We start from the raw sequence: 12583 nt of genomic DNA, 5'->3' as shown, positions 1-12583 counted from the left end.
TGCCGAGCATTGATGGAGTTAGCGCCTTTAAAGGCGCAAAGTGAAAATTGAGTAAATAGGGTCAGTGTCAATTAGCCTTGAAAGTACACTGACCCAATATTTTTTCTATCGCCTTTTATCGGCGATACATCGCGGGTTCACCCTTTTTAGGGGTGCTGTTATTGATAAACTCACGTAAGTCTTGATTAGACTGTTTTAAATCGTCTCGTCGCAAGTACATCATATGCCCGCTTCTATAGCCTTTAAAGCTTAAACGGTCTTGCATAATGCCGCTTTGATCAAGCTGCCACATAGTATATTTGGCATCAAAATAGTTGGTGGCGCCGTCGTAGTAACCTGCTTGAATCATCACATTCAAGTATGGGTTTTGTGCCATGGCAAGACGTAGGTTTTCGCCAGATTTATTGCCACTTCTGTCCCACGGGTGAACATCGCCAAACATATTGTATTTGGTGTCAGTTTTGTAATTTAACTCTTCTCGCAAGTAGTAATTAATGGCGGGAGTAAACGAATGTAGCCACGACGTTAGTTCGGCCCAGTAATCGGGTCTATCACCCGCTTGCTTAGCATCTATACCCAAATAGCGGCTATCTAAGCGGCCGAGTGTTTTACCTTCATCACGAAGTAACGATTTCCAAAAATAAGCGGTAGTTACATCAAGGTTGTTTTGTGAAATCGCGTCTTGTGATAAGCCTGAATAACGTGCCATTTTTGCAAGCACATCGCGTTTTTCCTCAGCACCAATAAAGCCACCTTTCGCCAGCGCTGGAATAAGTGTGTTGATGGTGAAATCTTCTACTTCAGGAAGCAGTTCGGTTAAGTCTTTATTTTGGAGTTCAGGGTCTAACTTTTTGTGATACCAGGCGGTTGCAGCGAAATAAGGTAGGCGATTCGCGGCTTTTACTGGTCCATTGCGTTCAATACCGATATCGGTAGGTGATACTAATATTACGCCATTTAAATACATCCATTGGCGGTTTTGTAATTCAAGGGCTAAACCCGAAACCCGCGTCGTACCATAGCTTTCACCAATGAGGTATTTAGGCGAACGCCAGCGGTTATGGCGAGTGACAAAGGTATTTACCCAATCTGCAAGGTAGCTGATATCAGCGTTGACGCCAAAAAACATGCTCTTTTGTGCATCCTTTGACGGCATTTCACCTTCTTCATTCTTAAGTACGCGGCTGTAGCCAGTATTAACGGGGTTAACAAATACGATGTCTGCTACATCTAATATTGAATATGGGTTCGTCTGCACGCCATAAGGCTGTACGGGGTAGCCTTCATCATCAATATTTAAAATTCGAGGGCCAGTATACGCCACGTGCATCCATACTGATGCTGAACCCGGGCCGCCGTTAAAAGAGATGACAAGCGGACGAGACCCATCGTCTTTTATATCGGTGCGCTGATAGTAGGTGTAAAACAAGGTAGCGACCGCGTCATCCTTGCTATTCCACACCGGTTGCGTGCCTGTTGTAGCGCTGTATTTCACGCGCTTACCTAATATTTTAGTTTCATGCTCGGTTACTACACTACTATCGATGTCGATAGTGCGTTTATGTGTTTCTTCTGCTGCATTAGCGGTAATAGCGAACAATGCCACTAAAACAAACCACATAGCTTTGCTTTTGATTATTGAATTTATTGAGTTCATCGCGTTTTCTTGTCGTTGTTATTCATTTAATAAATGCCACATACCTCACTATACCTTGCCGCAGAGGTATAGTGATATTTGCACGATAAAATAGCCAATATTTCCGACTTATGCCTGTGTGCCTTCCAGCTGAATAGAAAGTGATGGCATAAGCGAGTGTAGCTAGGAAATGAGCGAAATCCCAAATGCTCGTGCTACGAAAAAAAGCAATTAAATACATCAGTAAAATAAGAATGGCAGTGCTTACACTGCCATTCTAAGCGTCAAATTTTAACGACTTCCTTTAGAAATACCCCCTCACACCAAGTGCAAAGCTGCGGCCAGGTCGTGGAGCTATATCTTTTAAGAATGAAGTATGTACTCTGGCTTCGGTATCGGTCAGGTTTGTGCCTTTCAAATACACTGAAATATCTTGATTAAGTACATCTAAGTCGTATGACACGCTGGCATCTACTAGGGTATAGCCATCGGTTGCGGTTTCACCTTCACCAATACGGTCTTGCTCTTCGTAACGTGTAATATCTAGGTGAGCACTTAATCGTTCAGTTTGGTAACTAAACTGCGTACCAACTCGAAGCGGTGGAGTGCGAGGTAAGTCGCCTCCATCTTGCAAACGTGCTCTCACGTAGTCGGCAAATACTGTGGTTTTGAATTCATCTGTAGTTTGCCAAGCAACTTGTGCTTCAAAACCATGTAATATCACATCATCAGTTTTGAAAATATAGACTGGCAGTTCATCAGTGTGCTCGTCGTGATCATCACCCTCTTCTTCGCCATGGTCGTGTCCGCTTTCAGCAAAAAGGCCGGTATTGGTTTGGTAGTAATAGTTGTCGATTTGGTTATAAAACGCATTTAATACAAACCCTAAGTTACCTTCGGTTTTACGTAAGGTAAGGTCGATATTATTCGCAGTTTCAAGTTCAATACTGCCTTCACCAAGCTCGATATGCGCTTCGCCTTCCTCTTCATGAAGGGCAAATAAAGCCCCAACTTCATAAGTACTGGTGCCAATATGGGGGCCAAATGAAAGTAGCTCAGAGGCTGATGGCGCGCGCTCTGAACGAGATACTGAGATTCCCACGTTGTAACCTGGTGCGAAGTCCCATACCAAACCCGCCGAGATGCTTAATGCAGTAAATGATTCATCGATAGGGAATACCAAGGTGTCTTCATGCTCGTCTTCATGCTCGTCGTCGTGGCCCTCATCTTCATGATCATCATCGTGTTCTTCATCATGATCATGGGTATCTAAAGAAGGTAATAAAACGTTATCCGCTTCCAACGATACATGTTCTATACGGGCACCGAGTTGAATGAGTACATCATCAAAGCGCTTTTCTTCCATGATAGCCATCGCAATGGTTTCAGTCACCGAAGGGGGAGTAAAGGCTTCTTCTCCTTGGGCTGATGCATCGCTGTTTTTATAATGAAAGCTCAACGCGCCATTCCAGTCATTTATAGGAGCGTGTAAAACATCGAGTTTTAACTCATGGGTTTCATTTTCAAACAAGGTGCCTGCTTCACCTTCTTCAATTTCAGCGTGTTCGTAGTCGGTAAATCCGCCACGTAGCTGAATTTGTTTTACCCAACTGCCTGCAATATTGTATTCACCTTGAAGTTGAACACGGGTTTGCTCAAGGTCGGCAAAAACAGATTCATCCTCATGATGCGTTTCATCAAGTTCTTCCTCGTGGTCGTCATCATGCTCTTCTTCGCCATGGGTATGGCCAGGAATGCCGTATTCACGATTAAATTGCTCAACTGAAAGCCCTACATAGCCTTTATCGAACAAATAACTGGTGCCAACGGTAAAGCCACTCGACGCTTCGTTACTGTTCTCTACAACTCTTGACTGCTCTTCATCATGCTCTTCTTCGCCATGATCGTCGTGCTCTACTTCAGGTGAAACAGGAACATCATAGTCGTTAGATTCGCGCCAATAGCCATCAGCATAAAAGGCGAAAGACTCATTCCCTGTGGTTACATTGAAAGAGCCAAGCTGTTGATCATCAACCGAGTTGGTTTCAAGTAACCATTCGCCTCGCGTTGTACTATCAGTTGGTATGCGACCATCTACTACATTCACAACACCGCCAACCGCGCCGCTACCGTAGAACAAGGTTGCAGGGCCACGAAGTACTTCGATTTGCTGAGCCGTTGAAGCCTCTGATGCCACCGAATGATCAGGGCCTACTCGTGAAACATCACTCACGTCTAAGCCATTTTGCGCAATAAGTACTCTAGGGCCACTTAATCCACGAATAACCGGTGTACTGGCTACTTTTGCGTGGAAGCTAGTGTGTACACCGGCCACTTTTTCTAAACTATCGCCTAGGGTGGATGTTTGTTGGCGACGAAGGGTATCGCCCGCTAACACACTCACCGGTGATGCAGACTCCATCACTGACAAATGAATGGGCGTAGCAAGTACGTCCACCACTTCAATTGGAGAACGATTTAACGTAAGTGAAAGTTGCAGCGGCTCGCCTTCAGCCAGCGTAATATCTTGATGAAGATGCGCAAAGTTCGGTGCTGAAATATGCAACTCGGCTTTGCCGTTGCTAACGTCACGAAGCGAGAACTGACCTTCGCTGTTAGTTACCGTACGTTGGTTTGTTCCTTCTACTTCTACCTTTGCACCTACTACGGCACTTCCATTTTTATTCAGCACAGTGCCCTCTATATTCTGTGCTAAAGCGCTGGTCGACAATAATGCGCTTACTAATGCTGCTACCTTGGTAACCCTAACCATTCTTAACCCCGATACTAAGTTATAATTTTAATCTTATTTATTGTTATGTTATAATGTATCAAAATGCAATCAAAGAAAATGAAGAATTAGTTCAAGATCGAGAAGCGTCCAAATTTAAAGTACAACCACTTACTCGTTGTAATCAACGTTTCCCGAAAAGGCGCTTAAGTGTATACACTCCACTTCGGTAAACAATAAAGTCGCTCACCATTGAAAAAATTTATAAAAAGGTAGATTCATGAAAAAGCCCTGTTTAGCAGTCTCTTTACTCTTTTTTTCTAGTGTAGGATTTGCCGTAAATGCACAGCCGCATGTGCACGGGCAAGGCGAGCTTTTAGTTTCTCAAGAGGGCAGCATGCTTCACCTTCAGCTTGTATTACCTGCCGCAGATGCTCTTGGCTTTGAGCACGAACCTGAAACGACCGAGCAACTAAATAATCAAAATTTGCTTGCCGAAAGGTTCACCTTAAATACCAACGTGATTGATGTAGAGGGTAAGTGCGAGTTAGTGGGTGTTGAGCACACATTAGAAGCGCATGAAGACCATCATAAAAGCGACCATGAAGATACTCACGAAGCTCACTCGGGTGATCATGACGAGGCGCACAAGAACGAGCATGCTTTGCACAAAGAACATGACGAGCATGAAGGGCACGATGAACACGAAGAAGAAAATCATCAAAATATTGAAGTTGAATATCAATTTCACTGTGATGATGCGGTGTCTGGCATTACCGTTACCCTATTTGAATCGATGCCATCGCTAAGTGCTATCCAAGCTCAGTGGATCACTGAACGTGGACAAGGTCTTTCTGAGTTATCTGCCGGTCAGCCAACGTTACGCTGGTAAGCTAAAAATCTGGTAGGTTAAAAATAAGGAACCATACTGAATGAATTTTCAAAAAATAAGCGATAAAGCTGCCATAGCACTGTCTATGCTATGCGTGGTGCACTGCTTATTATTTCCTGTTTTATTACTTCTTCTCCCGCCGCTAGCGGGCATATTAGCTTTAGATGACGAGTTGTTTCATAAAACGTTGCTGTTTTTCGTAGTGCCCATCAGTGTTATTGCACTCATGATGGGCTATCTTTACCACCGAAATCACACCATGCTTTTGGTGGGTGGTGTAGGGCTATCATTGCTTATTTTAGCCGCAGTGTTAGGGCACGATGTGTTGGGCGAATACGGTGAAGTGGTGTTAACGGTAATAGGGTCTAGCTTTATTGCATTTAGCCATATTCGAAACCTAAGACTACGCCGCCAAACAGATAATGAAACCGATTACCCGCACATCATTACACATAAATAACGGCGTCCAGGAAGGGTGTGTATGACATCAGGCAAGCTTGAAAAGTTAAGTGCTATTCCAACCAATATTATCAGTGGTTTTTTAGGCGTAGGGAAAACAAGCGCCATTTTATCCTTACTAGAGGCTAAGCCAGAGCATGAGCGGTGGGCTGTTTTAGTTAATGAGTTTGGTGAAATTGGTATTGATGGTGGCTTTTTTGAGGGCGTACATTCCGAACAAAGCGGTGTGTTTGTGCGTGAAGTACCCGGCGGCTGTATGTGCTGTGCTTCAGGGTTGTCTATGCAAATTGCGCTTAATCAGTTACTTGCACGCGCTCGACCCCATCGTTTACTCATAGAGCCTACGGGGCTAGGGCACCCAAGGGAAGTCTTAGAAGTGTTGTCAGCCGATCATTATCAAGAGGTGCTCAATATTCAAAAGAATATCACCTTGGTAGATGCCCGAAAGCTCACAGATATACGCTATACACTTCATGAGACTTTCAACCAGCAAATTGATGTTGCGGATATTGTCGTAGGTAACAAAGAAGATTTATACCAAGATGAATCTAAACAGCTGCTCATTGATTACGTTGCTAACCGCCGCTATCCCATGCCGGATATTGTTTTTGCACAGCATGGGAAGTTAGCGCCATCGTTGCTAGAGGGGGCTTCTGATGTGGTTAAAGCAATGAAGCAACCTATACCTCGTCATTCTCATGGTGATGAATATCACACCCATGTAAACACTGGTAGCGCTCAACACGATCATCAAGATCATCACGACCATAAGCACAATCAAGCTAGTAATATTAACGAAGCGCCCCTACCTGAAACCGGCTTTGTTAAAATTGAAAATAGTGGAGAAGGCTTTCAAAGTATGGGGTGGCGTTTTTCACCTTATATTGTCTTTAACCGAAACGCGTTACATGAATGGTTAGGCAAGCTGAAGGTGGAAAGGTTTAAAGCAATAATGATCACCCATGAAGGTATTTTTAGCTACAACATTGTAGACGATGCAATATCAGAAAAAGAATTGGATGATTGTTTAGAAAGCCGCATAGAAGTAATTATTAATGAATTGGATGCTTGTGAAGCAGATACTTCCAAATCGAACGCCGGTGACATTAGCGAGCTGTGGGAGCAGCAATTAGTTGCATGTCAGCTAGATGAAAACTAAATGCACTCTGCATTAAATGTTTACGAAATGCTCACTAAATTCACTTTAAATGCTTAGGAGAATAGCTAACGCAAACCTGTCAGCGTTTGTGAAAAATAGCATCTATTGTTCTTGATAAACCTAGTGAGCTCGAAAGTCATCAGGCTGACCATGGTAAGCCTCAATGTCGAACACGTTAAGGATATACGCTGAGGTTCCAAGGGGGTCTTCAAACATACCCTGTTCTAAAATACCCGTTAACGTAAATGCATCGGCTAAATTGTGATGGGCAAATCCATCGGGCAGTTGTACAAAAATAATTTGATTGGGTGGTGGAGGGGGGAAGTGAATACAAGCGCCGTAGTAAGGCACCACGAAAAAGCTTTGTAGTGTGCGATCTTCATTCACTTCTATCGGTACAATAAAGCCGGAAATAGAAATCGCTTTGCCTAAAATGGTGTGTACTATATTGGTTGAGTGAAGGGCTGAAATGTAATTTTCATCGCTACTGGCTTGAATAGATAATAGCAATTGATTCGTTATAGACTGAACGGTGCCGATTTGGGTAGGCGATAAGTCACTTCTGTCGTTCCCTGATTGATATCGACGTAAGGTGGCTTCTTCTTGTTCTGGCAGTAAGTCTTGCCAACCTAAGCGCATTACACTTTTTTGTTCAACTTCTTGGCTGAATAAGGCCTGTAACTGAGGGTTGCTGGTCTGATAAAGTGCTTCGCTAGTGTATAACTGATGTTTTATGCTGGGCCAATATAGTTGAACTAGCCTAGTGAATACACTGCCAGCCACTAAGAAAACGAAAAGAAGTAGTACTATCTTCAATGGTTTGCGCTTAGCGTTAACTGCAGCCAGCTCGTTTTCTTTAGCAGCGACTTTACTCACTCCTTTATCCACTTTTTATGCTGAGCGTAGTTCAATTTTCTGACTCAGTGAAAAAGGCTTCCCATCACTTAATCCATTTATTTGGATAGAGATGTGCGATTGGCCTGGTCGCTTTACCGTAAACGTTAAGTTATAAACGCCAGAGTCTTGTTCCAGTAACACAGCGCTATCTCCCACTATTTCTACGCCATCACTACCTATAAAACTAACGTTTACATCACGATAGCGTAGCGGTATCACGTAAGATATTTTCGCTGTGGCGGCTTCATCAACAATAACGTCTACCTGTTTAGCGTGTTTAACCGACAGGGTTTTGAACGCCGACGCCTGATAATGTTGCTGAGCAAGGGGGTGTAACCGATTAAAACCAAAGCCCAAATTACCGCCGCCATGTAGGTCGCAAGCATGTGCGGCAGAAACAACCGTTAAAGAGGCTAGCAGGGCAGATAATAGTTTATTAAATCGTGTCATCAATTATCCCTCGTATGGTTTCACATTGACGTGCTCTAAACGGTACGCCGCGGTGCCCATCGCATTTTCAGTGGTGTCGATAGCCAAGGTGCCTTCGAACCAGAATGGATCGTACAAACTTTCCAGTTCAACACCTTGCTCAATACTCACGTAAATAATTTGATTGGGCGGTGGTGGAGGCATGTGAATGCATGCACCGAAGTAAGGTACGATAAAAAACTCTGTGACCATTTGCGATTCGCTGCTTTCAAGCGGAACAATAAAGCCAGGAATACGGATGGGTTTATTCTCAAAGGTTTTAACGACTTGCGTTGATGTCAGCGCTTGTTGAAAGCGATTGGTAGTTTCGTTATCAAAATCTTGATTGCCAAAGGCTTCCACGGAATCTTCTTGAGAGCCGTCTTCAATACCAGCTAAATAATCTGGTGGATTTAACAGCGCCGCCAAATCTTCTTCAGGCATTAACTGCGTCCATTCCACCTCTTGATAGTCAGATGCTTCGATATCTTCAGCATATGTTGTAGGATAAAAAAGCATGCCTGTTATCGCGACAAAAATACCAATGCGGGCGCGTAAGAAGAACTTCATCATTTTATTTAGCCAAGAATTATTATAACGGTTAGTATAAAACGTTATAACATAACATGGCTGGGTTGTACATTTGTCGTCTGACTGAGCGTGCCCTTATAGCAAAGTAGGCTTAGTTTTGGCTTGAATGGCGACCTAAAAGCGTTAGTGTCAGCTACATCCACTCTTACGCAAACATCGCGTAATGCAAAAAGGAGATGATTCACATTGTCAGCAGCACCAGAGCAACCTTTGAAAAATGAAGCACACGCTAAAAAGGCAGTGCCTAACCACGGCAATGCTATTGCGCTTAATGACGTTAAATATCATTACGCAGGTTCAAACAGCAGTGGGCTGCATATACCTACGTGGAAGGTGAATTACGGTGATCGTGTTTTCTTACATGGTCATTCAGGCTCTGGCAAAACCACCTTGCTTAATCTGTTAGCAGGGGTGCTAACGCCACAAAGCGGCGAGTTATCGTTACTCGGCAAGCCATTTTCCGCCTTGCCTGCCAGGCAGCGCGATAAGTTTCGCGCGCAGCATATCGGCGTGGTATTTCAGCAATTCAATTTGATTCCCTACCTAAGCGTGCTTAAAAATATTGAGCTGGCCACATATTTCGCAAAAGCTGGCAAAACCAATGTAGCCGATGCGGCCGAAGCGTTGCTGATAGGGCTTAATTTGCCCGCTACTATTCTTCATCAGCCCGCTAATTCACTGAGTGTAGGCCAGCAGCAGCGGGTAGCCATTGCCCGTGCGTTAATCAACAAACCAGAAATATTACTTGTAGATGAACCCACATCTGCCTTAGACGCCGCCGCCCGAGACGCCTTTATGACCATGCTTATCGATATGTGTAAGCAGCACAACACGACACTGATATTTGTAAGTCACGATATGTATTTGAAAAAGTTTTTTGAAACCAGTGTAGAAATGTCCTCGCTAAAACAGTCTTCGCTTAAACAGCCAGCGGAGAGCATGTAATGTTAGTATCGTTAGCGTGGAGTAGTTTAGGTAGTCGCAAAAAATCAGTGATATTAACGTTTCTTTCGTTGCTGATTAGTATCAGTGTATTGCTAAGCGTTGAGCATATTCGCCAGCAGGCAAAAGAGAGCTTTAACCGAACTATTTCAGATGTTGACCTTATCGTTGGCGCCCCAAGCGGTCAGCTCAATCTCTTGTTGTATTCAGTGTTCAGGATGGGAAGCCCCACCAGTAACATCAACTATGAAAGCTATGAAGCACTGCAAGAAAGTCAATTAGTAGAGTGGGCAATTCCTATTTCTTTAGGAGATTCTCATCGCGGCTTTCGGGTAATGGGCACCAACGATAACTATTTTCAGCATTTCAAATTTGGGAACAAGCAAGCGCTCAGTTTTCAAGACGGTAAAGCTTTCGCGAGCTTATTTGAAGTGGTGATAGGCGCCGATGTGGCCAAAGAGCTAGGTTATAAAGTGGGAGACAGTGTGGTGATTTCTCATGGTATTGGTAACACCAGTTTTACCAATCATGACAATACCCCTTTCACTATCACCGGCATACTTTCAGCCACTGGCACGCCAGTAGATAAAACCGTGCATGTAAGCTTAAACGCGATTGAAGCTATTCATTTATCGGCGTCAAAGCAAAGCCAATTGCTCAACGATGCAACCTCGGTAAATACCACGCCAGACAGCGTAACAGCGGTCATGCTTGGGTTAACCTCAAAGTTTGCAACGTTTAAACTTCAGCGCGATATCAACAACTACAAAACAGATAGGCTTATGGCCATACTGCCTGGCGTGGCGCTAACCGAGCTTTGGCAAATGATGGGTACGGTAGAAAACCTACTGCGAGTGATTAGCATTTTAGTGCTTATATCTTCATTGTTTGGTTTATCGACTATGTTGTTAGCCTCTATGCAGCAGCGTAAAAACGAAATTGCCGTATTGCGAGTATTAGGTGCAGGCCCAGGCGTTATCTTTACCTTGGTATTAGTAGAAGCGTTAATCTTAGTATTGTTAGCGATTGTGGCGGCGATTGGGTTGCTTAGCGCAGCGTTAACCTTATCGAGTGATTGGCTTGCGTCTCAGTATGGTCTATTTTTAAGTGCGAATTTGCTTACCCTGGAAACGCTGAAAGTGGTAAGTGTGATTACCTTGGCGGCTATTGTCACTTCGGCAATCCCAGCCTTTGAAGCGTATAAAAACGCACTGCATAGTTCACTTTCTTCGAAGTAGCGGGTGGTACTGTATACTGATGGGTGACTGGTCAGCAACTTAGTTTACAGCGGCGAGCGTAGTCTTCACAAAGCACGCTTACGCGCTTAGTTAAATGGAATGATTTATATTCGCTCATAGCATGAGCCTGCAAGGAGCAAAAAATGAAAAAGTGCTTTAGTTTACTTCTCTTTATCTGCATTTTTAATGTGTCTGCGCAAAGCTTTGATACCGCTAAATTAGATAAGTATCTAGCTGCGCTTGATGAAAATGAAAAGGCAATGTTTAGTTTGGCAGTGGTAGAAGATGGCAAGCCTGTTTACGAAAATTCAATAGGTTATGCCGATTTAGCCACGAAGAAGAAAGCCAATAAACACACTCAGTATCGCATAGGGTCGATTACTAAAGTGTTTACATCTGTAATGATTTTTCAGCTCATCGAGGAGGGGAAACTTTCTTTAGATACTACATTGGCAGGCTTCTATCCCAATATTAAAAATGCCGATAAGATCACAATCTCTATGTTACTTAGCCACCGAAGTGGGATTCATAATTTCACTAACAAACCTGAATTTAGTCAATATATGAAGTCACCCAAGTCAAAGGGTGAAATGATAGGAATTATCGAAGCGCTAGAAAGTGACTTTAAGCCAGGCAGCCAAACGCGCTATTCGAACAGCGGATATTTACTGCTGGGCTTCATCATAGAAGATATTACGAAAGCGACTTACGCCCATCAACTAAAACAGCGTATTAGCATGCCATTAAACCTAACGAGAACGATTTATGGTGCGGCTATTGATGTAAAGCGCAATCAAGCTAACTCATATAAACCTATCTCATCGGGTTGGGCTCCTGCAAGCCTCTCCGATATGAGTATCCCCCATGGCGCAGGTGCAATTGTCTCTACGCCCACCGAGGTCGCCTTGTTTCTCTCTGCCCTTTTTTCCGGTGAGCTAGTTTCTGAGGATTCGCTGAACCAAATGAAACAGGTAAATCAAGGTATAGGGCGTGGCTTGTTGCAATTCCCCTATCACGACAAAAGGGCTTTTGGACACAACGGGCGAATTGACGGTTTTAATTCAGTCGTGGCTTATTTTGCTGACGATAACGTTGTTTTAAGCCTGGTTTCCAATGGGTTAAATTATGCGCTGAACGATATCAATATAGCCGTATTGAGTATTTATTATGGCCTTGATTATGAAATACCTGACTTGACCCAGATGCCAGTGGAGCTTGCGCAAGAATACCTTGTTAACTACGAAGGTGTGTTTATCTCCCCAGACATTCCTCTGAATATCACGTTAAAAGTCGATGATAGTGTGCTAACGGCGAAAGCTACAGGTCAACCGGTACTTGGTCTTACTCCGTATTCAGCCTCGGAATTTCGTTTCACGCCAGCAGGTATTGTTATTGTGTTTGAAAATGCCGGCGGTCTAGTTGACTATACTCGCTTCGAGTTACAACAAGGCGGCGGGAAGTTTAGGTTTACTCGAGAGTAAACCTAATATCGCGTATCTCGTGTGAACCGTGGCAAAGCCTTTCGGCGTATATTGAGTTTGCGATACACTGCAAAAAAACGTTTACGAGG

General features: G+C 43.7%; 11 protein-coding genes. 6 read left to right on the top strand and 5 right to left on the bottom strand.

What is annotated here, in order from left to right; all coding sequences use genetic code 11:
* Positions 1-115: 115 nt before the first annotated feature.
* Both J5X92_RS03000 and J5X92_RS02995 read right to left on the bottom strand, forming a co-directional pair.
* A complete protein-coding gene (locus tag J5X92_RS03000; RefSeq protein WP_244360145.1) occupies positions 116-1621 on the bottom strand; it encodes a carboxypeptidase in 1506 nt (501 codons plus the stop codon).
* A gap of 319 nt (positions 1622-1940) precedes the next feature.
* Complete coding sequence (locus tag J5X92_RS02995) at positions 1941-4409, bottom strand: TonB-dependent receptor (RefSeq protein ID WP_208804571.1); 2469 nt, start codon at positions 4407-4409, stop codon at positions 1941-1943.
* Positions 4410-4647: 238 nt separating this feature from the next.
* Between J5X92_RS02995 and J5X92_RS02990 the strand changes: the two genes are divergently transcribed.
* The 3 genes from J5X92_RS02990 to J5X92_RS02980 are packed head-to-tail and all read left to right on the top strand — an operon-like array spanning position 4648 to position 6877.
* Entirely contained in the window at positions 4648-5259 is a 612-nt protein-coding gene (locus J5X92_RS02990) for a DUF2796 domain-containing protein (protein WP_208804569.1), read from the top strand.
* Between the two features lie 40 nt (positions 5260-5299).
* Entirely contained in the window at positions 5300-5719 is a 420-nt protein-coding gene (locus tag J5X92_RS02985; RefSeq protein ID WP_126874006.1) for a MerC domain-containing protein, read from the top strand.
* Positions 5720-5740: 21 nt separating this feature from the next.
* Positions 5741-6877 (top strand): GTP-binding protein, encoded by a 1137-nt coding sequence (locus J5X92_RS02980; protein ID WP_126874007.1) that lies wholly within the window; start codon positions 5741-5743, stop codon positions 6875-6877.
* 120 nt (positions 6878-6997) lie between these two features.
* Here J5X92_RS02980 and J5X92_RS02975 read toward each other — a convergent pair whose 3' ends face one another.
* The 3 genes from J5X92_RS02975 to J5X92_RS02965 are packed head-to-tail and all read right to left on the bottom strand — an operon-like array spanning position 6998 to position 8815.
* Positions 6998-7753: a DUF3299 domain-containing protein gene (locus J5X92_RS02975; protein WP_208804567.1), complete on the bottom strand. Its 756-nt coding sequence runs from the start codon at positions 7751-7753 to the stop codon at positions 6998-7000.
* Between the two features lie 15 nt (positions 7754-7768).
* On the bottom strand, positions 7769-8224 hold the full coding sequence (locus tag J5X92_RS02970) for a hypothetical protein (RefSeq protein ID WP_129740379.1): 456 nt from the start codon (positions 8222-8224) through the stop codon (positions 7769-7771).
* A gap of 3 nt (positions 8225-8227) precedes the next feature.
* Positions 8228-8815, bottom strand: a complete 588-nt coding sequence (locus tag J5X92_RS02965) for a DUF3299 domain-containing protein (protein WP_013786495.1) — start codon at positions 8813-8815, stop codon at positions 8228-8230.
* Between the two features lie 204 nt (positions 8816-9019).
* Here J5X92_RS02965 and J5X92_RS02960 point away from each other — a divergent pair, with 204 nt between their 5' ends.
* The 3 genes from J5X92_RS02960 (at position 9020) to J5X92_RS02950 (ending at position 12494) form a co-directional block, all read left to right on the top strand.
* Entirely contained in the window at positions 9020-9778 is a 759-nt protein-coding gene (locus J5X92_RS02960) for an ABC transporter ATP-binding protein (protein ID WP_208804565.1), read from the top strand.
* On the top strand, positions 9778-11013 hold the full coding sequence (locus tag J5X92_RS02955) for an ABC transporter permease (RefSeq protein ID WP_208804563.1): 1236 nt from the start codon (positions 9778-9780) through the stop codon (positions 11011-11013). Before J5X92_RS02960 ends, J5X92_RS02955 begins: the two co-directional genes overlap by 1 nt.
* 143 nt (positions 11014-11156) lie before the next feature.
* Complete coding sequence (locus J5X92_RS02950; protein WP_208804561.1) at positions 11157-12494, top strand: serine hydrolase domain-containing protein; 1338 nt, start codon at positions 11157-11159, stop codon at positions 12492-12494.
* Positions 12495-12583: the final 89 nt, after the last annotated feature.

This window comes from Alteromonas sp. K632G, from assembly GCF_017653625.1.
Taxonomy (GTDB): Bacteria; Pseudomonadota; Gammaproteobacteria; order Enterobacterales; family Alteromonadaceae; genus Alteromonas; species Alteromonas naphthalenivorans.
This window is presented reverse-complemented; position numbering and strand designations above follow the sequence as displayed.